Source organism: Haloarcula sp. JP-Z28 (genome assembly GCF_011440255.1).
Classification (GTDB): Archaea; Halobacteriota; Halobacteria; order Halobacteriales; family Haloarculaceae; genus Haloarcula; species Haloarcula marismortui.
In genome coordinates this window covers 1-22,393 of the sequence record NZ_JAAOHT010000071.1, presented here as the reverse complement: position 1 = coordinate 22,393, position 22,393 = coordinate 1, and the positions used below count along the sequence as shown (strand labels likewise).

Sequence of the window (22,393 nt, the reverse complement as noted above, 5' to 3'; positions counted from 1 at the left end):
AAGCTAACACCGTATCTCAGAGCCTTTCAGCTCCGCTGCGAACTCTACAGAAAACCAGGTGACGAAGCGCTCAAACATGCTCTTGATGCTGCTCTCTGAAAATCAACAACGTGCTTCACAAGAGCGATCGTCGGAAGTGGAGTATTTCGTCATTGCGAATTCACCGTGTTTGCAAGGGCGAGACCGCTCTGCACCGCACCTCTCTCTGCTCACCCTGCACTCCCACTGCGGGAGTATATAAACGACCCATCGGGCTGCCCACTCGTGTCGGCTGACCGGCAGCCAGCCAGCAGCGGAATACAGCCAATCGGGGCACATTTTAAGCATATCTGCTCAAATATCGCGTTCGTTCCATCTCTGTAACACTATTCTATATGCTTCCACTACAGAGATGTGCTGTTGCTGGTGCGGTGGGGTTGCCGTGCGGTGGGCGGTTGCTGTGGCGGTGGCCGTAGCCGTAGCGGTGGGCTGTTGCTGTCGCGGTAGTCGTAGCGGTGGCCGTAGCCGTAGCGGTGGCGGGTGCTGACCGTGGTGGACTGAAAGGGCGAAGGCGGGCGATCCGTCCCGGAGCCCGCAAGCACCTACTGGAGCGCAGCGCGGCTCCCGGAACTGTCGGTCGCCCGGCTGAGGGCTTTCGGGCTGTCGGGAGTGCCAGCCTGCCCGGCGGTTACTGCGAGACGGTCAACGTGTGTGGCCGGATGTCGCTCACGACCGTCGCGAGTGGTTCGTCGAGGTCGGCAAGCTCGGGGTCCGGGTCGCCGTCTTCTCGCTGTTCCAGCCGGGCTTTCAGTATCTCGCGAATCTGCTGGCGGCGAACGTCACAGACCTGCGCCCGGCCTTCATCGGGGTCAAGCTTGTCTAGCGACGCGACTTTCAGGTCGTAGGCCTCGCTGGCGTGGTCCAGCAGTTCAGAGTCGGTCATCGACGAGAGTTCGTCTTCCGGAGGCCAGTAGTGGCTGCTCACGCTCGAACCACCCGCTGGACGTTGCCCTTGTCGTCGATGGTGTACTCCATCCGTTTTCGCTCGCCGTCGCGACAGGTGTGCGCCGGGGGGAGCGTCTCGTTCAGCCACTGCTCGCGGTCGGCGTCGGTCTGGATGTCCTCGTTGGGCCGATGCACGCTGAACAGGTCCATGCTGAACCAGCGATTGACCGTGTACTCGCCACTCGGGGAGTACACCTTGACCTGCTCGTTGTCGGCGTCGACGTCCACGACGGCGAGTGCGGGTCTGCCTTCTGCTGTCTGCAGCCCGTCGCCGATATCCACCGCGTCGGGGTCGATATCGAGGTCGTTACTCATCGTCGCCCCCGTCAGCTGAGATGCGTGCCCCTTGACTGAGGCCGTACGCGAGTTGGATGCTGCCCCACTCTCGGGATGTCTCGCTGTCGGAGCCACGCGGCGGGTGCTCGTATCGTCCCATGGTCTACTCCAGCCTGTCCACCCCGAATATCGGGAGTTCACTGGGGTTCGTCTGCTTGGTGCTTGCCAATCAGGAGACGGGATCGCCGGGCTGGCCCTGCCAGCCCAAGATGGAGCGTGGCCCCGAGCGCTTGCGCTCGGGAACCGTGGTTGTCGACGAAAGCGAAAGAGTGGGCCGTCAGCGTCGAAGCAGCCGCCCGCGCTGGGACCGGAACCGCTGGGTGAGATGGACGGTGAGGTACATGAGCCCCAGCACGATTACGCCCTCGACGGGGTCGGTCAGTGCCGTCTGGACAATCCAAGCGAGCGCGGCGATGCAGGCGACGGCCAGCTCCACGTCGGCGCTGTTCATCGGCCACCTCCTGACCCGGCCGCCGGGCGACAGTCCGGGCAGAACTCCGAGTCCGGAGCAGCTGGTTCGCTTCCGCAGTCGCGACAGGGTGGCGCGACAGAGCGGAGGTCCTGCACGTCGGCATCGTGGTCGGTGGACTGTGCTTCCTCTCGATGCAGATGCTTCCAAGTCATTATCGTGGCGTTCGTCCGCAATCTTGGCAGCTGACCCCGCGGCGTCGGTGCGGGGCGGTACCAACGGTTGTCGTGGTCGTGTTGTGGCCCCCACAGCCGGGACACTCGGGGCCGGAGTGGGTGGTCTGCTCGTGGCCACAGTCGTGGCACTCGACCTCGTGGGTGTTCCCATCGAGGGAGGTCCGGATGATTTCGGTGTTTCGTGAGCGGCAGTTGTCGCAAGGGATGCGACCGTTCTGGGCTTCGGTGAGGTGCAGCGGAGGCGTCATTCGGCCTCGCGCTCACTCGAGGTCGATGAGCAACTGCGTCCGTTTCGACAGCGCCGACACGATGGCGTCTTGCACCTCCTCGGTGTAGACGGCTGTCGACGGTTCGAGACTGACCGGGAGGTACAGTCCACGGTCTCCGACATCGCCCACCGAGACCGTGACCGGACCGAGGGACTTGGTGCCCTTGCTGAGTTCGACCTCGACGAAGCTCATCCGGGCGAGGTCGCCGAAGCCAACCGAGTCCGGGACGGCGGCCTCGACTGGGGGCTCTGCGTCCGGGCCGACGCCCTCGCTGTGCTGCAGGTCCTCGCGAATGGCGTCGATTTCTGGTTGCTCTAGGGCCTTCGACGGCGGGGCCGGCTGGCCGTTCTCGCAGGGCTTGCACAGGAGGTCCTCGTCGTTCTGCTTTGCACTGTAGGCCGTCGTCTCGTCGGTGGTGAACTGCCCACCGCAGTTGTCACACGTCACGCTGACTGCCCCGGGACGGGGCGTGTCCGTCGTCTTGACAGCTGCTCGACTCATAGAAGGAGCCCTCCGAGGACGGCGCCAACGAACGTGACCCAGATGAGTGCGATGCAACTGACCACTGCTGCCTTGGTGTACGGACTGAACATGGCTCACTCCAGCCTGCATACTCGAATATCGCTGCGGTGCGTCCAGTTTCACCGACAGCGAGTGTCAGCAGGGGACCCAGAGACGGGACCGCCGGGCTGGCTTGCCAGCCCAAGGTGGAGCGTATCCCCGAGCGCTTGCGCTCGGGAACCGCGCGGGTGAGTGCCGATCGGGACGCCGGCGTGTATCGGCTACCAAAAAAGGGGCTGGCGGGTCACTGCATCGCTTTGAGTTGCAGTTCCTCCTCACTCGGGATGGGGAGGTCGTGGTACCGACGAGCGATGTCGCGGGCACGCTTCATGTTGGTGACGGCTCCACTGGAGCGACTGTTGAGGCTGTCGGCATCTCCAGAGTAGCCACCGAGACCGAGCACACCGCCCGGCCCACGGCTGACGACGATGTAGCCCTGGAGTTCGTGGAGCGGGGAGGCCAGCGTCATGCCAGCAGCCCTCCCAGAACAGCCCCGGTAAAGACGACGTACAAAAGGGAAATGCACCCCACCATCGCGTACTTGACGAGGCGGCTCATAGTTCCCCTCCAGTCGCTCCACAGTTGAGGCATTCGTGGTAGGTCTCGCGATGGCGCCGCCCGGGAAGCTTGGCGGACCGGACTGGCAACTTGTGGATATCCGGGTCATCGCAACAGCGGTCAGTCGTGTCGCTCGATTCATCGTCGGTCACGTCGGTGGTGTTGGCAGTCATCTCTCTTCGAACTCCGGCACTCCCCCTGCGGGAGTGTATAACCGTTCACCTGGATTGCCGTCTGGTCGGCCCCCCGAATCGGGTGCATACGCTGGCTGATAGGTTCGGGTATCGAGTGCCCCCGACTCCGGCGCTGTCACGCTGGCCGTTCGTCCGTCTGACCCGCCGGCTGTTTTCACTCTGGATAGGGGGTACGACTCACGCTCGCCCGGTGGCTGAAATCACGTTTGCGTCCCGTCGCGGGACTCGTTGCTCTCCGTCTTTCTATCAGGTTTCGTATGGGTCTTTCTGCACTTCGTGTTGCTGGTGGCTCCACCAAATTTCGGGTTTTCTGTTGGTTGTTCAACGGTTCCGAAATGCTTGCACTACAGAGCGGTGCTGTTGGTGTGCTTTCGGGGGTTCCGGTCCGCCTGTGGAGCAGGCGTCGTGGCGTTCCGTTCGGGGCCACGCTTGTCGGCATTGTCTTGGCTTTCTGATATACGTCTGACTGGGCATCCACCCTGCGTGTCACACTCGCCGCAGCCACCCTTCGGGCGGACTGAAAGGGGGCGGGTGGTCGATCCGTCCCGGACCCCGTAAGCACCGCAGCTCGCGAGGAGCGCAGCGGCGGTCCCGGAACGGTCGGTCGACCACCCGCGGGCTTTCGAGGACTGCACCATCTCGGCCACGGCTGTCGCGGTCGCGTTCCCAGTGGTTGCACCGAGGGCGGACACACCACCGTTTCCGCTGAAAGGACGCCCCCTGTTTCGAGTGTTGTTGTGGGTCGTCCAGGCGACGATGCGTTCGTTCGGTTACACGCGAAACTGCCTGTGTTGTGAACCTGATAGGATTGCGTCCGTCCCCATGGAGTGTCTCCTGTCTCGCCCACTGTGTCCCCTGCCTATCCCTATGGCTCCCACCCCGTGTGCAAGATGACTTTCCCCACTGGTCCTCGAGTCACCCATCCTCACCTGTCGCCATGGTGGCCGCCCACCCAGTCGTCGCGATCTCGCTGTCACTCTGGCTCTGGCCTGGCCGACTGTCCCACCATCGACGATGCCTACTGTCCCACTCGGTTCGTCACTGCCGGCGGCCTGTTGCTGTGTCGCCAGCCTGTCGGTCCCACTGTCGCGCCTGTCTAGTCATCCTGATAGTTCGCCCCTCCTGGGGGTCGCCCCTTGGCGCTCGTCTGAAGCCCACTTTCGGTCGCCTACGGCTTCACCCCTGTTTACCCGTTTACCCCCCTTTCTCTTTGGACGATTACCCCCGGGTAGACAGAGAGTGGACAGTATGCAAAATCAGTTATAGATGCTAAAGACGAATCTAAGGCTATCATTGATGTGTGGACGCATATTTTCACAATTCAGAAGGTAATAAATGGGTACAGAGGGTTCAAAACCTCTCTAAACGGCGGCATTAGCTGATTTTAATGGCATCAAAGAGGTGGATTAGAGAGTGGACACCCTTTAGACGTTCGGACACGGGTGATATCGGCAGATTAGCAGTTATTGGCTGTTTTTCGCGTATTCTAACGTCTGGACATTGCGGTAGACGTTCGGACACGGCTGATTTTAGCCGATACGGGGTATTGGATTCTGTACTTCCCCCCCCTGAAAGGTCTGGACATTGCGGTAGAAGTTCGGACACGGCTGATATTAGCCGATACGGGATATTCAGTTGGGAGTGGCATCCCTCAGGAGTGGTATATTGCCGCGCAGGAGTCCGGACACGGCATAATCTACAATATTCGCGGATGTTTGGGGATAGCCGTCAGACAACTCTTCCGGTCCTGATATATTCCCCTGACGAGACCCCAACCGCATTGTAGCGACTAGAGAAACTGCAGGTGCGACAAAAAACGAACGAAGATCAACCAGCTACACCGACCACTATATTTCAGACCGATCAGGCCTGATACTGAGCCGTGCTGTCACTGTCGTCGAGCTGGTCGAACATCGCCTCGGGGAAGGGGAGACTCTGGTAGATGTCGTACGGGCAGAACGATTTGCCGATACAGTGACGCTGCATATCGTGGTTGTCACAGTGCATCGGCAGTGCCGGGTCGCCGTTGATTTCCCCGTTCCGCAATTCATAACGAGCCTGATAATCAGTGGTATCCTTGTCGTACCAGTCCCACTTACTTTCGAAGAGTTCGTGGATGTCATCAACCACTGCGTCTTCGCGTTCGGCCTCGGGCAGATCGTGGTAGCCTTCCAGCCAGAACACCATCCGAACGAAGTTATAGAGGTCTTTTCGTACTGGCCCACCGTTATCTAATTTTAGAGCCTCAATCATATTCTGGAAGCACGGTAATTCGAATATATCATCAAGCTCATCGACTGTAATTTGCTTGTAGTTTCCACTCCCACGACCGACTGAATATTCCGAGTTCCGGCGGTCGTCATATGTCCGGTATTAGACCGCTTGGTACTCATCGGACCGTGCTATTTCCACCAAGCTATTGGCAAGGGATCTAACACTAGATATCTTCCGCTCTGCCCGCCCTTCACCGAACCCTTCAGCATCATAATTTTGGATGGCCTCGTGGTAGTCCTCGGCCTGATTGAACTCAGTGGCGTCTAGATCGTCGGCCTCCTTGGCGGCGTTTCGGACGAGTCGAAGCAGATTCCGCTGGGGGTCCCAGTCGGTCCAGAGGTCCTCCTGTTCCCCGTGACGTATCAGATCCTCAATAGTGCTTTTGATGACTTCGGCTTCGTTGTAGGTGTACTGGAATTGCTCTTCGGGAACCGAGTCCCAGGTCACGTCGACGATCCGCTCGAAGACTTCCTTCTGACGCTCGGCAAGGAGTGCCTGCCCGTGCTTCATCGGGACGTAGATACAATTGTTCTCGATGTGGTAATTCGGCTCGCCAACCACTTCGTTTGTGTCGGGATTGTAGTCCCCGCCCCAGCTCCCATTGTGGAAACGAGCTTGGCAAATTTCGCTCGCTGCGGCGAGTGGGATTTCCACGAACCAGTCGAACTCGGGGTGCTTGTCGGGACGTTCCTCAAGCGCACTGGCCCCCTTCATTGGGCGGGGTCGTTCGTGGTCGATCTCCGCCTTGTAGAGTTCATCGAGAAGTTCCCCTGTGGTCTGTGGACTCACCTGAGTGACGATGCCCAGTAGCATCTCGGTGTGGTACTGGCGGACGTACTGGACGAGCTGTATCTTCTCCGGTGGGGCGTTCTCGACTTTGGGGTGCATCCGGATTGCACAGGCAGTTACAGCGGCGATGACAGTGGCCCGCGCCGGGTCCATAATCGGCGGGTCCGTGATACGCTGGCTCCGAGTAGAGGGGTCCATCGACTGCTCGAAGAAGTAGGCCACGTCGGCAACGAGGGCTTCTGCGTCGTCGTCGTACCAGTCGAAGCCCCTATCGAGCAGTTGGATAATCTCGTCGTCGGAGTGGTGGTCAGCAAACAGTGCGGCTTCGATGGCTTTCCGGTCAGTATCGACTTGCATGGTTACTGGGACGCTTCGGCGTTGTTGCAAACCGCTGGGACGGCGTCTGAGCGGTAGTCAAAGTCCGGGCTCTCGATTGGTGTGACGACGCGAGAGACGCCGGCATGGAGCGAATATGGCAGCCTGATAACCCGCGATTCGTCGGTCGTCACGGGCGTGTCGATGGGGATGTCTTTCTTCTCTTCGAGTATGGTGGCGATGTGCCGCCGTGGGACCTCGCTGTAGCGGTACTCCGGCGCTGGGTCGTACATGTAGACGTGACAGCCCTGCCCGGAGTAGACGACCTGTGTGGCGTCAGTATCGAGGCTACTCTCGAAATAGTCTTTCACCTCAAAGCCGTATTCCAGCGCCTGATCGAGGTCCTCGAAGCGGTACGGGAAACCCTCCGGTGGCGCGTCGAAGACGCCGGCACGTCGCTTGAGGTCGTCGTCAGTGTCTTCATCATCGCCGTCGACGGCGTCTTTCGCATATTCCAGCGCCATCCGTTCTAGTTTAGTGGCGGTCAAAGCCGAACTCACCTCGTTCAACCTGCTCACGTAATCGATCTCTGTGTGGATTTGGATTTCGTGACGCCCACAGCAGCAGCTCGTCCAAATCCGGTAGTTCGTAGCCCAACTCAACCATGAGGTACAGCTGGATAAGATGAGCGTGGCGTTCAACGGCTAGCGAACAGCGACGGCGAGGGAGCCGCGACGCCGACGAGTCGGCGTCTGCGGCGGTTGCGACCTCTCGCTGTCTTGCCTCAAGCGACCGTAATTCATCCACGATTACACGACTCATCAGCAACGAAATCGCCGCCATGATGATCAGCGCCTCGATGATGTAGGCGTCGGTCGTGTTGATCTCGTCCAACCCGAACCGCGACTTCAACTCCTTGAACAACAGTTCGACCTCCCAGCGCGCCCGATAGAGCTGCGCGATATCGGGCGCGCTATAGTCGTCTTTGCCGAGATTCGTCAGATAGAGGTGGTACTCTTCGCTCTCCTCGTTGCGCAAACCGACCAATCGGAACGTCCGGGTCGCGCTGGCGCCCGACCCTCGCTTTCGCTCAAACGAGAGTGTGATGCGTGCGTCGATTTCCTGTCGCTGCAGGTCGTCGAGGACGGCCTGCAGCGACTCTCCTTCCAGTGGGATGGTGTTCCCCCGCCACGTCCGCAGTTCTTCGACAATCTCGAAGTTCGCGTCGTCTTTGACGCGCGATACGAACCAGCCGCCATTCTTGTCGATGCGGTCAAACAGCCAGAAATCGTAAAATCCCAAATCAACGAGTATGAGGGCGTCAGCTACCCACTCGCCGGTGGGTAGCTGACTCCGTTCATGAGTCGTCCCGTCGGTTGTGCGGAATCGTGTTGGGAGGCCGGTCGAGAGAGATTCGGTGAGGTGAAGTTTCAGTTCGGCTTGGTCGTCGCCAGTTGCTGTGTAGATCTCAGCGGCGTCCTGGTACAGCGAAACGATAGTTGCGTCGGCGATGAGGACGTCTCGAAAGCGTTCGAGACGTCCGTTCAATTCGGCTCGTCCAGTATCGAGATTCTCGATAGCGTCATCGAGAATCTCTCGAAGGAGTGCAACGAAGCCCGGTTCGAACCAGTCGTGGAACGCTGCATAAGAGAGTTCGTCGCAGTCAGCCATCTCAACGTAGCGTTCGAGAAATGCTTGCAGAGAGCGGTCTGAGCCAGCAGCGAAGCCAAACGAGAGTGTGTAAAACAGCGCAACGATGTCGAACTTCCGCTCTCGATGGACGAGATTCGTTGCGCGAGCGCGCTCGCGCAACTCATCGGAGGGAAACGCTCTTTGAATCCGGTCAACAACTACCGAGTCCGGTGGAGAGTACACACTTCCCACCGGGTTCCTCAACCGGGTAGTTGCGACGATATCTAATCAACAGACAGCAACTGTATTCTTCGCTAAACTAGAACGCATGATTCCAGCGCCACGTCTTTGGCGTCGATGTCGACGACGAGCACCCAGTTCCGGTCGTGGAAATCGGTGGCGTAGTAGACGGCTTCTGGGACTGCGGGAACGTCGACGAGGTCCGGTGAGACGAGGGTGTGCTTCCCAGTTATCGGGTCGTTTTCTGGCGGGGCTTTGATGAACTGCCTGATACCACCGTCGCCGGTCCATCGCGTGAAGTCGCTACTACTGTCACCGAATGCTTGCCTCCGAACGAATTGCTTCGGTGGCACAGAGTCGCCTTGGACCGGGTACGCTTCTCGGAATGCAATCCCGATCTCCTTGGGCTGACAGTCTCGGATGAACGACGGTATCTCGTCGAACTGACTGTCGAATTCGTCCTGATAGAACTGTGCAATCTCGTCAGTGGTGGCTTGCTTCCAACTCATTGGTTACTTTCTTCCAGACTTTTGTATGTCTTAACGATATCAGCACCAGACTTAGGCTCATCATCTAATTCTGATTGCAGTCTTCCAACTCGGTTTATTATCCGAACTGAGAGGGGGTCCGAGAATACGTGCTGGTTCAGCATCTTCCAGACCTCTGTCATGGCTTCTGCTTTTGGGTATGCCCAGATAGATTCTCCAGGCGCTCCTGAGAGTTTCTCATAATCTTCAACAACCGCATCTGGATTATTCCCGGCTGTTTCTACTTCACCAGTGACAACGACACTACCAATATTGCCGTACCCAATAACGTCGTATGTTTCACCGTCATACCGCGCGTACGGTTCGCTCCAAGCGACATCGTCTCTGCTAGCAATGTGCTCTGTGAGGAGGTACACCCCGACTCGGTGGGGCATTTTCTCCATGTGGTCACCAAACTCGTTCCCGGGAACACTGTTGCTGACTATCCGCCACCCCTTGCGTGTTAACGAATCGCTCTTCCGTAGGAGATTGTTGATACAGTTATCCCGAAGGGAGCGAGGATAGAAACGGACCGTTAGACCGCTCAGCGAGCTGGTTCTTATCTAACTCGGGCTGTATCATAATCGCAAGACACCTCTACATCAACAATGTGCTACGCATGAGCGTCCGACGATAGTACCGACTTCAACAACGACGATAGCGGCAAGGTCACGCTCGACGACGCCAACACGGCGAAAGCCGGCTACCAGGGCGAAGAGCAAATCGCCAAGCGGATGTACGAATTCGACACGCCCGAAACCAACGAGAACCCGGAAGTCAAGGAACTCGAAACCCCCACGGCCCCGATGGGCGCACACCTCGACAACCAAGAGGAACTCCTGACGGCTGTCCAGGGCGACGAGGACCAGCCCGTTGAAACGGCCGACGAGGCGGTGGGCATGGAGGGCGACAACAACCAGCAGTTCAAGGTGGACCGCGATGTGCGGTTCGCGTCGCCCGAGCGACTTGACCGTGGCGAGTACGACACGAAGTCGGACGCAGAGGTTGCGGCGAACATGGGACTGGACCATCTCCCCGTCGTTGACCAGTCAGACAAGGAGCCAATCCCCGAACTCGTTGACCGACGCCCGAAGGAGACGCTTGCGGCCTACGAGCAGCGGGTTGCCGAAGAAGCCGACCACGCCCGGCTGGCCAACGAGGCACGAGCCATCGCGGAACCGACTACCGCTCCCGTGGAGCAGGCAAGCGAGCCGTCGCTGGACGAGCTCCCAGTCGAGAACGTCAAGTACGCGACGGGCTGGTTCGACGCTGACGCCGAGGACGACGCCGAGGGTGGCATGTCCCCCACCCGGGAGCGAGCAGCGGCGACCCGACACGGCGCCGCGGCGGTCGCGTCAGAGCCGGCAGTCACCCCGGAGCCCGACCACGACGAGGCAGGCCAGCTGAACCGGGACCTCGCGGACTTCGAGGAACGAGCGAAACTCGCAGCCGGGCTGGAAGCCGACGAGTCGTGGTCCCCAGTCGAGCGCATCGGTGAGGAGATACAGGCGCTCGGCCAGTACGTCGAGCAGGTCGCAGCGAAAACGAACCTGACCGAACGGCGGGCGCTGCACCTGCTGTGCCACGAGCGACTCCAGACGGGCAGTGCGCGAGACGCCGCGCTGAACGCCGTCCAGAACGCCGATGACTACTACAAGGTCGCGCCGACCGCAATCGGTGACATCGAGGACTGGCGACACAACGTGACCGTTCAGGGTGAAGTCGTGCGGCTGTTCGACCCGATGAACGCCAGCGAGCACCAGGTGGCACTCATCGAGGACGCCCAGACGGGCGAGTCATTCAAGTTCATCATCCACGAGAACACGCGGAATTGTCGGAACTGGACGGAGTGGGCCGGTGACATCGTGACGGACCTCCAAGAAGGCGATGTCGTTCGCATCATCGACGGCAAGCCCCACGACGACTACGGGGCACGTGGGGCGAGCAAGAAGGTTCACGCCTGCCAGTGGACGCTCATCCAGCGGCTTGAACAGGGCAGTGGGGCGTACGTCAGCCGGCACGCTCCGCGGAGCCGGGTCATCGAGCCCTCGGAGTTCGAGGGCGACGTGGAGGCGGAGGGGCCAGCGCAGAAGCCCCCCGAGGCGTACAACCTGAACGAGTCCACGTTGGACCAGCGCCGAGCGAGCAAGCCCAATGGCGCAAGTCAGGACAGCGACTTCGAGCTTGGCTGCGCCGCTAATGAGGCAGTATCGGCCTGAAAAACGTGATTGCGCGGAGCATGAACACTGCACCAGCGAACGTACGTCAGTTGGTCTCCATACAGCGAGCCGATTTGTGATATGAACAGTACACCGGTTAGAATGAGCCCCCAATGGCGATATACACGAAAATGCCAATTACGGTTGCTACCACGTCGAGTACAAACAAAATCGCGTAGTCTTTTGGTTCCATACAGACAAGACTTTGACGACCCGCTAAATTGTTGTGCCATCAGCTCGTTCAGAAAGCGGGTCTACTGAGCAGCCGTTTCACTCTTTTTGACGGGCAAAGAGTCTGTATTGACAACGGCCGAGAAGCTCTGACTCGATAAGTCCGATCTGACGGGATACATCAGGAATAGTATTCAGCGCTGAAGCAGTAATGCACCGTCTACGTCCAATGCAGCAGTGCTAATTGCAAGCAGACGGTGCCAAATTATATTTACGTGGTATGTATTCTCTCTCGTTTCCTGCCGTCTAAACGCGACTGAACGCGGTTTCTGTCTATTCTTGTAGCCCACCAATGACTGATCCAGACAACTCAACGGACAGTCGTACCGTATCGCTGACCGACGCGAAAGGGTTCGTCTACGAACCAGTTCGTGGTCCAAAGCGCAAAATCCAATTCAACCCGCGATCTGACGGCCGCTTCGAGCGCGTTGAGGCCGTCTGGAACGGGTGTGGGTGGCGCGTGACTGGTCGAGAGATCGTCACGACCATGCGCCGGATCTAATCTCTACACCGCTCTTTTGTACATTGTAACATCTTCAAGGAACGGCTTCTAAAATCACGTTGTCAGGAATTTCTCATTAGAACGTGTAAGAGGCAACTTCCGTACTGCCACAGCATGAACATGGTTGGTCAGGATCATCAACCGTCTGACCACACTGGCGACATTCGATATACCGCTCTGTTGTCCCCAGATTCCAATTGAGTATGCTCATCTGTACCAAATATATTCATAGAAAGAGATAATTATTGGCTATAATTTATGCTGCTACCCGCAGAAAACAATTAGTTGTTATCGCCCCGGCTTGATACGTAGCAAGTAGGTCTTCAAGCAGCATACTGCGAGGATCTGTCGGTGGATACTCAGACATACATTTATAGTCCGTTCGGAAGGTATTGTCACCGCTGGTACGGCTCACTAAAAAAGCGTGTTATAGAGACAATCAGTGGATTGGTTTCGCCAAACTCCGGATTGAAACAGCCGCCCAAAGAGTATGTCTACTGATCTTGAACTGCACACTATTTTTTGTCTGGTGTTGGTACGGCCGGATGATGGAGCCGCTTGAGATTGGATTACGGATTCTCGGTGGTATCATTCTCATCGGGGTGAACGCGTATTTCGTCGCAATCGAGTTCGCGTTGACCCGTGTCAGACAGTATTCAAAATCGGAGTTCGATACGCCTGGGCTTGAGCTTGCCTGGGAAATGACCACTGATCTGGAGTTTTACTTAACCACTTGCCAGGTCTGGATTTCCGCAACGAGTATCGCACTAGGGATTATCGCCGAACCTGGACTAGCGGCTCTGATTGAACCGGTGTTCGAGAACACCACGTTCGCATCGGTCGGGGCTGGCTCGTTACTCGGCTTTCTTATTATCAACTTAGTCCACCTCACGCACGGGGAACAGACGCCTACCTACCTTGGTGTCGAACGCTCCAAACAGGTCGCCCGGTATGGATCACGACCGCTGTACTGGTTTGCCAAGATACTCGCTCCAGCTATCTGGGTCGGTGATTCGGTTGCAAAGGGAACACTGGGCCTGTTCGGCATCGAGATGACTCAGGCATGGACAGAAACCGAGAAAGAGGTCATCGAAACCCGTGCCGACCTTCGGAACCGGCTTGGTTCGGTACTCGAAGAGGGTGAATTGCCTGCGGAGCGCCGTGAAGAGATCATGAACGCATTGACGATTGGTGAACAGTCGGTGAGAGAGGTGATGATCCCCACCGAAGAAATCGTAGCCATATCGACTGAGGATTCAGCCGAATCGAACTTCCAGAAGCTCGAGGAGAACCCTCACACACGGTATCCACTAATTGGTGAGAACCTGACTGAATTCCATGGGATCGTCTACAGTCCAGCTCTGTTCAGTCATCGTGAGGAACTCGCCAGTGGCAACGGTGCGTTCACTGAACTGGCGGCACCGACGATGACGCTTTCGCCCGATACCGATGTGAGCGACGCGATCGATCAGTTCCAGACAGAGCGACAAGAGATGGCTCTCATCATCGAAGACGGCGAGGTTATTGGACTAGTGACCGTCACTGACCTGCTGGAAACGATTATCGGCGATATCGAAGATCCGCTCGACCAAGGCAGCGCTGACGTACTTGAGTGAAAAATGCTTGACCGTTAACACATACGTCAGTGGATTCGCCATCGCTAATTGTTGTCGGAGCCACTCATGTGAGACTTGCGTATCTCTCGCGGAGCCGACTACAGATTGAACAGATTGGACTGGTAGATATTCCGCCTGTACTGATTGGTTCAAGCGCTGAACCACAATCGGTGAGTTACTGCTGTATTCGTGGGGTCAGGAGTTCGTGAACGAACCATTATGGATTCTACCAAAATCATGGTAACCAATACAGCGCGTCTATGCAGCAGCGGTTTCAACACCAGTAACCTCGAACCGCGCTCCGCCAGTTTCGCTGTCGGTCACGCTGATATCCCACCCGTGGGCTTCGGTAATCTCCTGCACGATGTTCAGTCCAAACCCAGTCCCCTCGTCTGCAGTCGAGTACCCGGCCTCGAACACCTCGACGCGCTCGTTCTCGGGAATGCCGGGACCGTTGTCAGCGACATAGAAGCCGTCATCCAGATCGCCGGCTGTTATCCTGACGGTTTCACCACCGTGTTCGACCGCGTTCCGGAATAGGTTCTCCAGCAATTGTTTCAGGCGGCTCGACTCGGCGATGATCGTCTGCTCGGTCTCGGTCACGAGGGTTGCCGAGACTGTCTCAACGTTACGCCAGCACGCATCAATCGTGTCCCCGAGATCGACTGGGTCCGAGTCCTCGACTTGTTTGCCCTCTCGTGCGAGCGTAAAGACGTCGTCGATGAGTGCATCCATCCGGTCGTGTGCCTGCGCGACGCCGTCGAGATGGTCGCTGTTACACTCTCGTTGTGCCAGTTCCAAGCGTCCAGTGGCCACGTTCAACGGGTTGCGAAGGTCGTGAGAGATGATGCTGGCAAACTCATCAAGCCGGTCGCGCTCACGCTGGAGGTGCTGTCGCTGTTCGACGTGGTCGAGCGCAGTTTCAACATTCGCTGCGAATACGTCCGCGAGTACTTTATTTGTCGCGTCGAAAACGTCTGCTTCCGGTGATGAGAGGATGAAGACACCGTAGTCGTCGAGCGGAATGATGTATTCACTGCGAAACGGCGTCTCGGGGTCGAATGTATCGTCGGCCTCGCGAATATCCGCAAATCTCTGGGCCTCACCCGTTCGGTATACCTGCCCCGCCAGACTACTATCGACAGGAAGCGAAGGTGGCGAGTCGTCGAGTACGTCGTCGGTCTTGTCCGCCCATGCGATGGGTACAAGCGCGTCTGCCTCCGTGTCGTAGTGATGAATACCGTTCATCGGAACCTGCAATACCTGCGTGGCCGTCTCAGACGCCCGTGTCGCGACTTCCTCAACGGTCGTTGCCGTCATCAGGTCCCGCGTGGCTGCGTGTAACTGCTCCAGAGAATTCTCTCGTTGCTTTCGCTCGGTGATATCCTGAAACTGAGAGAAGATAGCTACGACATCCTCATTCTCGTCGGTTACTACTCTATTGTGCCACTCACAAATAATCTGTTCACCATCTTCCCGGATATTTTCATTGATGCTGTGGTATCCACCCTTGTTTTCGAGGAGATTGGCCACGACGTCACCAACGGCATCGCGGTCGGGTTCCGTGACAATCACCTCCCATGGTTGGCCTGCCAGATCGTCTTCAGCATACCCGAGGATATCTTCGGCTGCATCATTCATACGGACGGCATCGAAGTTCTCATTCCACTCGATGACACCGAGCGGAGACTGCTCGAAGAACAGGTTAAGCCGTTGTTCCCTGTCAGCAAGTTCTATCTGGGCATAGTGATTTTTGACTGCGTTCCTGATTCGGTTTGTGAGCAGGGCATACTGGCTGATTCCACCCTCTTTTTGCAGATAATCCGTGACACCTGCTGAGATCGCGTCGCTGGCGACTTCCTCACTGCCTTTTCCAGTATACAAAATAAACGGGAGGTCCGGGAACTCATCACGGACTTGTTCGAGAAACTCAATGCCGTTCTGCCCCGGCATATCGTAGTCGGAGACGATACAGTCGAAGTCATCCGCAGCAAGTCGCTCCAGCCCCTCACTCGCGCTCGTTGCGGTCGCAACAGTGAACCGGTCGTCCTCACGTTCAAGCATATCAGCTGCCAACTCTGCGAAATCCGGCTCATCATCGACGTGAAGGACGGAGATACTCACTGTTTTGTTCAATATGTCAGAGTTTGGCAGTTGGCCTTTATAAGGTTGTGGCACGATTTTCGGACGAAATAATAGGAATGGTAGCTGGTCAGAAGGTACCGTCCGCTGCCGACTCCTGATCGAAAATGTCGCAGTTTGCGCACGGCCATGACCCGGAGGTGATGGAGATGGGACCACCAGACCGTGCAAGATACGCGTCTTCCATCTTACATACCAGTTCGAATACCACTCTCATCTAGTAGTTGCTTGACCGGTCAGTTCGCAGACTGAGCAGCCTCTTCACTCTTTTCAATGAGCAAAGAACCTGTATTTACAACGGCTGAGAGACTGTGATTGTATAGTTTCAGTATGACGGGGCTCCTCTGTGACTAGTATTCAGCACTGAAGCAGTACTGCACCGTCTACGTCCAATACAGTAGTGCTACCTGCAGACAGCCGGTGCTAATCAGATTCATGTGAGTATGGATTGTTTCTGTCTATCTCCCTTCTAAGCGCGGCTTAGCGCGGGTTCTCTCCACATCTGTAAGCCACCAATGACTGATCCAGACAACTCGACAGACAGTCGTATCGTAACGCTAACCGACGCGAAAGGGTTCGTCTACGAGCCGGTTCGTGGTCCGAAGCGCAAAATCCAATTCAACCCGCGATCAGACGGTCGCTTCGAGCGCGTTGAGGCCGTCTGGAACGGGTGTCGCTGGCGTGTGACTGGTCGGGAAATCGTGACGACAATGCGCCGGATCTAATCTCTACACCGCTCTTTTCGAATCGAGTCGAGTGTATAACTGCACTGCTGCGATGTATTAACCAACAGTTTGTAGCTACCCTCAACTTTTGTTGGTTAAGATGGTCAAGACAGCGCTCCGGTCCACACCAGGTTTCCGGTGAAGTCCGGAGTGTACAGTCAGATATCGGTGTTTATTATCTAATGAGAGACACCGTATTTCTGGTGAAAGTAGAGAGGTTCGGGGGGGTCGTAGCTGTGGGTACGCCGTGTTACTGAATCGATTCAGTTGATAGTATCTTCAAGTACCTGTTGGACAACATCTGGGTCTTCTAAGAGCTGATGCTCTGTATAGCTCCCCTCTGCACTACCGCCACTGTGGCGCGTCTGTTCAATAATATCTAAGAATGCATGTTCCTTGAGAAGATCGCGGACGCGTCGTAGCGAAAGCGAATCAGAGCTTTCCTGACGGCAAATTTCTTCATACACATCGTAGACTCGGGTCGTGCGGAAGCCGATATCCTCAGCGCCGTTGCCAACATTGTCAACCGAAAGAATGGTCAGCGCCTGTAATACGTATCGAGAATGTGGCGTTGAGCCGCTAATAAGTTCACGGAACCGGTCAGTCTCGGCGCGCTCTCTGGCTTGAACGACAAATTCTTCCGGAACCGTGTCCGTGTCCGACGATTGGGCAATTTCGCCTGCATATCGAAGTATGTCGATCGCTTTCCGTGCATCGCCGTGCTCACGAGCCGCCAGTGCAGCTGCTCGAGGAATAACACCGTCCTCGAGGACTCCTTCTCTGAACGCATCGCTCCGCGCACTCATAATTTCATTGAGCTGATTGGCGTCATAGGGTGGGAATACAAATTCTCGTTCGCAAAGGCTGGACTTAACCCGCTCATCCATCCGGTCCTTATACTTGATTTTGTTGCTGATCCCAATGACGCCAATTTTACAATTTTCAATCTTTCCAGCCTCACCAGCTCGAGAAAGCTGCATCAGGATGTCATCGTCTTCGAGCTTATCTATCTCGTCAAGAATGATGAGGACGACATCATAATGCATATCAAGGATCTGCCAAAGGCGCTTATAGTAGGTCGCAGTACTAATTCCCTTGTCGGGAATGTAGACGTCATTATCCTCCGTATTTACCGAGTCCGCGATCGTCTGCACAGATTGGGTTTCGGTTCCGTCTTGGGCACAATCTACGTACGCGTAGGCAGCATTGATACCCTCCTCGCCAGCGGTGTCAACTAGTTGTCGGGAAACATATTTTGCACAGAGAGACTTCCCAGTTCCAGTTTTTCCGTATAACAAAACGTTGCTAGGACTCTGGCCAAAGATGGCAGGATTAATCGCATTAGCCAGCTGCTTGATTTCTTCATCGCGACCAACGATTCGATCTTCTTCTGGGAGGTGGCTGATTTCAAGCAGTTCCTTGTTCACGAAGATGGGATCTTCAAGAATGAAGAGATCGTCAGAGTCAGACATGGTCTATACACCGGATTTCCGGTGAAACGTCTTGATACTTTCCCCCGAGACACACACACCGCGTTTCCGGTGAAAACCGTCGAGAGGGTGGCTAGTATCCAGATGAAATAGAGGTTAAGATGCACCGGAAAGACGGTATTGACCACGACGTATTTCAGCCGCATTGGTGAAACAGTCAATAGAGAGTAGGTGTGGGACGTGGGCAGACAATCCGGAAAAGATCAAATAGAACGGTTCTATACAGTCTTTTCAACTGGAGTCAACCTCGGCCTCAAGCGAGAAAACTCGCTTTACCGTCAATAAAGCGATTCAGTTAATGAAGTGTAACGCTATCATTATATATAAAACTATGTCAGACGTTAGAATAACGAATAGTTTCCATCTGTTTCATCTGTATGGTTTGCTGCTTCAGTTTAATTAAGAGTCTGTTAACTTCTGGTGATAAGACCTAGTTTTGCTATCATTGAGTTTAGCGTCTACTGGTCCATTTTTCGAGGCTTGGTGTATCTGTACTACCTCTTCCAGATCGCAATGTAATAGAAGGCGTTGAACGTTTCTGGTTTCTGCTGCAGTTCTATTTCACCGGAAACACGGTGTGCGTGTGAACCAATTCGTAAAACACCCCCAAGGTTACGTATTCATTCAGGGACTCGTTTGGTATTGCGTTTCGTATTTCACCGGAAACCCGGTGTGTGTGCGCAGAGTACCAGCATCTCTCATATTTCACCGGAAACCCGGTGTCCTCTCATACCGCATTTCAAAGTTTCAGATACCCTTTATTAAAACCTGTACGGCCCCAAACGGTGGGATGAACAGAATCCCATCCACCCGGAGGTCCCGGAGGTCCCGGAGGGAATAATGTCGGTGAAAACCGGTGCTTGAGATGACCGATGCTGTCACCAGTGTTTTGCTCTGTTCCAGTTCTTGATTTTCCGCTCGTGGCTGGCGATTACAGGGATAATCACGAGCGACGCCCCTGCAAAGCTTCCCGAGTCTGTGTATCGGTTAGCCATATAAGTATGTGTGATAGCCGAACGTTCGGTTAAGTATATAAGTATAGCTGATAACCTAGATAGCATGCTGCTCGAGAAACCGGCCCGGCAACGGGGATATAAAAAAGAGCGTCTTCACCGGGTACTCCTGAATCATCCCGCTGAGGAACTGAGCCGGTACGAAATTACGCAGCGTGCGAAGGTTTCGAAGGGATGGGCCTACGATTATTTCGAGCAGCTTGAATCAAAGGGACTACTTCAAGATTCAACAGTCACAGACCCTGAAGCTCTCTACCATCACTGGCTCGAGACACGCATCGAACCGAATACTGTCCGTGTTTCGTTTCAACAACCACTCTCGCAGATACGCGACGCTGCCCTCGATTATGCACTCACGACGTACGAGGCCGAACAGGTCCACCAGGGATTTCTTTTCAGTTCCTCGACTGACCTCTACGTCCGGGAAGATGATATCCCGACCTGGCTCGACATCATCGAAGAGAACGGCCTGATCGGCGGTGGAAACACGGAATTTCGAGCAACTGACGAACACGTCTTCTATAACGCACAGACAATCAACGATGTCACGACTGTCTCAGTCCCACAGCTGATCGTCGATCTCCTTGACGAGGATGGGCCTGCAGTTCAAGCCGCGAATCGTCTCATAGAGACTCATCATGGTGTGAACGATGAGTAACGCGGATCAGAGCCAATACGCGGAAGCCGTCACGACACTCTCGGAGACAGAGCTGCAAGATGTTGTTGCAGTAGCTGAACCTCCAGCGTGTCTGCTGGGCGGGTGGGCTGTCCATTTACACGTCACCGACGGATTCCAGGAGGCACACGGCCGTCCATACATCGGATCGCGAGATATTGACCTCGGCGTCCATATTGACTCGGAATGGTCGGAAGCAGAACTTGTAGCGGCCCCAGTCGCGACGACGCTCGAACGAATCGAAGGCGAACTTGGCTATCGCCGTGGTCGATTCGGGTTCTACCAGCAGTTCCACCGTGAAACCGGTAATCGCCTCACCGAGGACGAAGCGCGGGGACAGCCGGCACATAACATCTTTCGGGTGGATATCGACATCATTCCGGACACGACAGCACTCGACGCGTTCGAAGACAGCTTTGGATTTCGCCCTCCAGCAGAGCCACTTCTTGCCCCTGTGTTCCGGGACAACGAGGGTGACGCGCTCGATGAGTACGTATCTTGGTCAGCACCGGAAGCGGCCCTAATCGCCCCAGCCGCTTCGCTTGCAGCCATGAAAATTCGCGCGTTTCCTGAACGTGATAAGAGCCACAAGCAATTGAAAGACCTCGCCGACCTCCATGCGCTGCTCTGGTACACTGGGGATTATGCAGACATGCGGTCGGCTGCACGTGACCGTGTTCCAGATGACGACGTAGACACGTTTCAGCAAGCTGTTGCCGACGGCCTGTACCAGCAGGCTGGGAGTCTCATAGGGGTCGATTCAACAGTTGTCCGACAATCAATCGAGCAACTATTCATCTGACTGTCCCCGTACCGAACCGGATGATTCAAATCAGCCCTGCGACATCCGATGGTTCGACACTGTTTGTGGATTCTTTCGAGCGCTACCTCCAAGACACGGGTAAGGGCCGTAATGGAAACGGCGGAAACTACCGACGAAATGCAGCCCGGGAACTCGAACGATTCGCTCAGTGGGCTGCCGGTGACCGTGGTCGGAGCGAATGGACGGGAATCTTGCCCGACAATGTCGACCGCGACCTGACCTTCCAAGATCTGGATGAACGAGTGTTCCGGGCGTACGCCCGGTATCTCGGCAGTGACCGCGCACTCAAGCAAAACACTATCCACACGTACTATCACTACATTTCTGCGTGGTGTGGCTGGTGCGTGAATGAGGGATATCTTGAGGGGCACTTCGCCCGACGGGCGAGCGCGATGGCCCCGCTCCCAGAGGAGGACGGCCGCAAACCTGGCGACCAGCAGATCTGGACCTCCGAGCAACGCCACACACTCACCCGATACGTCGACGACCAAGTCCGCGATACAATCGAAACGTACAGAACGCTCCCAGAGGATGTTGATTCCCTTGACAGGCAGCGAGCACGATACAGGATTCTGAAGACGGCCCGTGATCGCGCTCTTGTCTTTGTTATCGCATACACAGCTGTTCGAGTTGGTGAAATCCTTCGTGACCCGAACGATCCACGGCGGCGTGGGGTCCAGTGGGGAGAGATTTCGCTAGACGACGGGAGCATGGATGTCTACCGGAAGAAACAGCAGTGGGATGTTGCAAGTCTCCCCGGGCCAGTGATTGCGCCCCTTCGGAGCTATCGAAGGCTGATGGACCCACCGACGGTACAATGGCCAGTGTTCCCCACGTTCGACCAGCGGACGCTCGCGACGCTCGTCCAAGACGGGTCAGGTACAATCGAGGAGCAACGTGACGAGTACGCTCGGGACTTCTTGTTGGCTCTCGACGAGAACATCCACCCGCCGTCGATTACGACGGATGGAGCACGGTCGATTCTCCAGCGGCTCTCAGACGAGGCGGAGGTCGATATCGAGCATCCGAAGCACGATTATCTAGCTCCCCATGGTGGACGACGGGGAATGGGAGAAATTCTTGTCCGCGGATTCGGGTACACGGTTGCCGCCCGGTATCTCGACAACTCGGAAAAGATGATTCGTGACCGCTACTCGCACATTGAGGCCGACGAGTTAGGTGAGCTCGCGACCGAAGCAATCAACGAGATCGATTCTATTTGAACCGGCGGAGAACGCAATTGATTGCTGGCCGATGGTGCCAAGCCGATTGAACCCACCTGCATGCGTCGATAATCACCACCAGAACGCGACTTACTCTGTTGTACCCGATTATAAAAAAGTGAATAGCCCCATGAGTGCCGAGGCCAGCTTTCTATCCATACATTTCGGGAAAGAAGTGAACCGATGTCAGAGAATCGCGTCTGCTGCCTTCTGTGATAGGACAGTTGAAAATTAGTAATTAAACAGAAGTCACTCCAGCGGGTCTAGCGGCCGAACGGAATCGTGCTGACCGTTGTACCTGTTTACGTGCTCCTGTACGTCTTTGTCCTCGAGGTCGTAGAGGTCAAACACCGCCTGACCGATTTTTTGCCCAAGTTCGTCAATATCACCCTCGTTCCGTGCCGAGATA

General features: G+C 56.1%; 23 protein-coding genes and 2 pseudogenes. 8 read left to right on the top strand and 17 right to left on the bottom strand.

Annotation, left to right across the window (positions count from 1 at the left end):
- Positions 1-99, top strand: a pseudogene (locus tag G9463_RS19420) (IS1595 family transposase); the annotation flags it as partial.
- A 568-nt stretch (positions 100-667) separates the two neighbouring features.
- Here G9463_RS19420 and G9463_RS19415 read toward each other — a convergent pair.
- The 15 genes and pseudogenes from G9463_RS19415 to G9463_RS19350 all read right to left on the bottom strand — a co-directional run bounded on the left by G9463_RS19415 (position 668) and on the right by G9463_RS19350 (position 9,728).
- Positions 668-964, bottom strand: coding sequence for a hypothetical protein (locus G9463_RS19415; protein WP_165897593.1), 297 nt, complete (start codon positions 962-964; stop codon positions 668-670).
- Positions 961-1,299, bottom strand: a complete 339-nt coding sequence (locus tag G9463_RS19410) for a hypothetical protein (protein WP_165897592.1) — start codon at positions 1,297-1,299, stop codon at positions 961-963. Before G9463_RS19410 ends, G9463_RS19415 begins: the two co-directional genes overlap by 4 nt.
- Complete coding sequence (locus G9463_RS24375) at positions 1,292-1,420, bottom strand: hypothetical protein (RefSeq protein ID WP_255458714.1); 129 nt, start codon at positions 1,418-1,420, stop codon at positions 1,292-1,294. The genes G9463_RS19410 and G9463_RS24375 overlap by 8 nt, the downstream gene beginning before the upstream one ends.
- 177 nt (positions 1,421-1,597) lie before the next feature.
- Positions 1,598-1,771, bottom strand: a complete 174-nt coding sequence (locus G9463_RS19405) for a hypothetical protein (protein ID WP_165897591.1) — start codon at positions 1,769-1,771, stop codon at positions 1,598-1,600.
- A complete protein-coding gene (locus G9463_RS19400) occupies positions 1,768-1,944 on the bottom strand; it encodes a hypothetical protein (RefSeq protein WP_165897590.1) in 177 nt (58 codons plus the stop codon). The genes G9463_RS19405 and G9463_RS19400 overlap by 4 nt, the downstream gene beginning before the upstream one ends.
- Positions 1,944-2,213 carry a hypothetical protein gene (locus G9463_RS19395; protein WP_165897589.1) on the bottom strand — a complete coding sequence of 90 codons (270 nt, stop codon included), beginning with the start codon at positions 2,211-2,213 and terminating at the stop codon, positions 1,944-1,946. Before G9463_RS19395 ends, G9463_RS19400 begins: the two co-directional genes overlap by 1 nt.
- A 12-nt stretch (positions 2,214-2,225) precedes the next feature.
- Positions 2,226-2,735 (bottom strand): hypothetical protein, encoded by a 510-nt coding sequence (locus G9463_RS19390; RefSeq protein WP_165897588.1) that lies wholly within the window; start codon positions 2,733-2,735, stop codon positions 2,226-2,228.
- A gap of 304 nt (positions 2,736-3,039) precedes the next feature.
- Complete coding sequence (locus G9463_RS19385; protein WP_165897587.1) at positions 3,040-3,264, bottom strand: hypothetical protein; 225 nt, start codon at positions 3,262-3,264, stop codon at positions 3,040-3,042.
- 85 nt (positions 3,265-3,349) lie between these two features.
- The gene (locus tag G9463_RS19380) at positions 3,350-3,526 is read right to left on the bottom strand and encodes a hypothetical protein (RefSeq protein ID WP_165897577.1); all 177 of its coding nucleotides are present in this window, start codon (positions 3,524-3,526) and stop codon (positions 3,350-3,352) included.
- Between the two features lie 365 nt (positions 3,527-3,891).
- A complete protein-coding gene (locus tag G9463_RS19375; protein ID WP_165897586.1) occupies positions 3,892-4,239 on the bottom strand; it encodes a hypothetical protein in 348 nt (115 codons plus the stop codon).
- Positions 4,240-5,410: 1,171 nt separating this feature from the next.
- A pseudogene (locus G9463_RS19370) lies at positions 5,411-6,967 on the bottom strand (primase-associated protein).
- Positions 6,968-6,969: 2 nt separating this feature from the next.
- Complete coding sequence (locus G9463_RS19365) at positions 6,970-7,473, bottom strand: hypothetical protein (RefSeq protein WP_240150086.1); 504 nt, start codon at positions 7,471-7,473, stop codon at positions 6,970-6,972.
- Entirely contained in the window at positions 7,460-8,809 is a 1,350-nt protein-coding gene (locus G9463_RS19360) for an IS4 family transposase (RefSeq protein ID WP_165897585.1), read from the bottom strand. The genes G9463_RS19365 and G9463_RS19360 overlap by 14 nt, the downstream gene beginning before the upstream one ends.
- Positions 8,810-8,871: 62 nt before the next feature.
- Positions 8,872-9,306 carry a hypothetical protein gene (locus G9463_RS19355; RefSeq protein ID WP_240150085.1) on the bottom strand — a complete coding sequence of 145 codons (435 nt, stop codon included), beginning with the start codon at positions 9,304-9,306 and terminating at the stop codon, positions 8,872-8,874.
- The gene (locus G9463_RS19350) at positions 9,303-9,728 is read right to left on the bottom strand and encodes a hypothetical protein (RefSeq protein ID WP_165897584.1); all 426 of its coding nucleotides are present in this window, start codon (positions 9,726-9,728) and stop codon (positions 9,303-9,305) included. The genes G9463_RS19355 and G9463_RS19350 overlap by 4 nt, the downstream gene beginning before the upstream one ends.
- A 330-nt stretch (positions 9,729-10,058) precedes the next feature.
- Between G9463_RS19350 and G9463_RS19345 the strand changes: the two genes are divergently transcribed.
- From G9463_RS19345 to G9463_RS19330, 3 genes are all read left to right on the top strand, one after another.
- Positions 10,059-11,543 carry a hypothetical protein gene (locus G9463_RS19345; RefSeq protein ID WP_240150084.1) on the top strand — a complete coding sequence of 495 codons (1,485 nt, stop codon included), beginning with the start codon at positions 10,059-10,061 and terminating at the stop codon, positions 11,541-11,543.
- A gap of 523 nt (positions 11,544-12,066) precedes the next feature.
- Complete coding sequence (locus G9463_RS19340) at positions 12,067-12,276, top strand: hypothetical protein (RefSeq protein WP_004966718.1); 210 nt, start codon at positions 12,067-12,069, stop codon at positions 12,274-12,276.
- Positions 12,277-12,824: 548 nt separating this feature from the next.
- Positions 12,825-13,892, top strand: coding sequence for a hemolysin family protein (locus G9463_RS19330; protein WP_004966717.1), 1,068 nt, complete (start codon positions 12,825-12,827; stop codon positions 13,890-13,892).
- Between the two features lie 258 nt (positions 13,893-14,150).
- Here G9463_RS19330 and G9463_RS19325 read toward each other — a convergent pair whose 3' ends face one another.
- A complete protein-coding gene (locus G9463_RS19325) occupies positions 14,151-16,016 on the bottom strand; it encodes a PAS domain S-box protein (RefSeq protein ID WP_165897582.1) in 1,866 nt (621 codons plus the stop codon).
- Between the two features lie 533 nt (positions 16,017-16,549).
- On the opposite strand from G9463_RS19325, the gene G9463_RS19320 reads away from it, so the two are divergent.
- On the top strand, positions 16,550-16,759 hold the full coding sequence (locus G9463_RS19320; protein ID WP_004966715.1) for a hypothetical protein: 210 nt from the start codon (positions 16,550-16,552) through the stop codon (positions 16,757-16,759).
- Between the two features lie 263 nt (positions 16,760-17,022).
- Here G9463_RS19320 and G9463_RS19315 read toward each other — a convergent pair whose 3' ends face one another.
- Positions 17,023-18,231 (bottom strand): Cdc6/Cdc18 family protein, encoded by a 1,209-nt coding sequence (locus G9463_RS19315; protein WP_004966714.1) that lies wholly within the window; start codon positions 18,229-18,231, stop codon positions 17,023-17,025.
- Between the two features lie 1,077 nt (positions 18,232-19,308).
- On the opposite strand from G9463_RS19315, the gene G9463_RS19310 reads away from it, so the two are divergent.
- Genes G9463_RS19310 through G9463_RS19300 form a run of 3 tightly spaced genes read left to right on the top strand, consistent with a single transcriptional unit; the run spans position 19,309 to position 21,984 of the window.
- Positions 19,309-19,920: a hypothetical protein gene (locus G9463_RS19310; RefSeq protein WP_165897581.1), complete on the top strand. Its 612-nt coding sequence runs from the start codon at positions 19,309-19,311 to the stop codon at positions 19,918-19,920.
- Positions 19,913-20,740, top strand: coding sequence for a nucleotidyl transferase AbiEii/AbiGii toxin family protein (locus G9463_RS19305; protein ID WP_165897580.1), 828 nt, complete (start codon positions 19,913-19,915; stop codon positions 20,738-20,740). The genes G9463_RS19310 and G9463_RS19305 overlap by 8 nt, the downstream gene beginning before the upstream one ends.
- A gap of 20 nt (positions 20,741-20,760) precedes the next feature.
- Positions 20,761-21,984 (top strand): phage integrase SAM-like domain-containing protein, encoded by a 1,224-nt coding sequence (locus tag G9463_RS19300; RefSeq protein ID WP_165897579.1) that lies wholly within the window; start codon positions 20,761-20,763, stop codon positions 21,982-21,984.
- Positions 21,985-22,393 lie beyond the last annotated feature (409 nt).

What these genes read in the sequence shown, in the direction of transcription:
- G9463_RS19400 (WP_165897590.1), bottom strand. Translation starts at nt 1,944, where the DNA reads ATGACTTGGAAGCATCTGCATCGAGAGGAAGCACAGTCCACCGACCAC.
- G9463_RS19305 (WP_165897580.1), top strand. Translation starts at nt 19,913, where the DNA reads ATGAGTAACGCGGATCAGAGCCAATACGCGGAAGCCGTCACGACACTC.
- G9463_RS19345 (WP_240150084.1), top strand. Translation starts at nt 10,059, where the DNA reads ATGTACGAATTCGACACGCCCGAAACCAACGAGAACCCGGAAGTCAAG.
- G9463_RS19330 (WP_004966717.1), top strand. Translation starts at nt 12,825, where the DNA reads ATGGAGCCGCTTGAGATTGGATTACGGATTCTCGGTGGTATCATTCTC.
- G9463_RS19300 (WP_165897579.1), top strand. Translation starts at nt 20,761, where the DNA reads ATGATTCAAATCAGCCCTGCGACATCCGATGGTTCGACACTGTTTGTG.
- G9463_RS19350 (WP_165897584.1), bottom strand. Translation starts at nt 9,728, where the DNA reads ATGGAGAAAATGCCCCACCGAGTCGGGGTGTACCTCCTCACAGAGCAC.
- G9463_RS19380 (WP_165897577.1), bottom strand. Translation starts at nt 3,526, where the DNA reads ATGACTGCCAACACCACCGACGTGACCGACGATGAATCGAGCGACACG.
- G9463_RS19320 (WP_004966715.1), top strand. Translation starts at nt 16,550, where the DNA reads ATGACTGATCCAGACAACTCGACAGACAGTCGTATCGTAACGCTAACC.
- G9463_RS19410 (WP_165897592.1), bottom strand. Translation starts at nt 1,299, where the DNA reads ATGAGTAACGACCTCGATATCGACCCCGACGCGGTGGATATCGGCGAC.
- G9463_RS19395 (WP_165897589.1), bottom strand. Translation starts at nt 2,213, where the DNA reads ATGACGCCTCCGCTGCACCTCACCGAAGCCCAGAACGGTCGCATCCCT.
- G9463_RS24375 (WP_255458714.1), bottom strand. Translation starts at nt 1,420, where the DNA reads ATGGGACGATACGAGCACCCGCCGCGTGGCTCCGACAGCGAGACATCC.
- G9463_RS19355 (WP_240150085.1), bottom strand. Translation starts at nt 9,306, where the DNA reads ATGAGTTGGAAGCAAGCCACCACTGACGAGATTGCACAGTTCTATCAG.
- G9463_RS19315 (WP_004966714.1), bottom strand. Translation starts at nt 18,231, where the DNA reads ATGTCTGACTCTGACGATCTCTTCATTCTTGAAGATCCCATCTTCGTG.
- G9463_RS19405 (WP_165897591.1), bottom strand. Translation starts at nt 1,771, where the DNA reads ATGAACAGCGCCGACGTGGAGCTGGCCGTCGCCTGCATCGCCGCGCTC.
- G9463_RS19385 (WP_165897587.1), bottom strand. Translation starts at nt 3,264, where the DNA reads ATGACGCTGGCCTCCCCGCTCCACGAACTCCAGGGCTACATCGTCGTC.
- G9463_RS19340 (WP_004966718.1), top strand. Translation starts at nt 12,067, where the DNA reads ATGACTGATCCAGACAACTCAACGGACAGTCGTACCGTATCGCTGACC.
- G9463_RS19310 (WP_165897581.1), top strand. Translation starts at nt 19,309, where the DNA reads ATGCTGCTCGAGAAACCGGCCCGGCAACGGGGATATAAAAAAGAGCGT.
- G9463_RS19390 (WP_165897588.1), bottom strand. Translation starts at nt 2,735, where the DNA reads ATGAGTCGAGCAGCTGTCAAGACGACGGACACGCCCCGTCCCGGGGCA.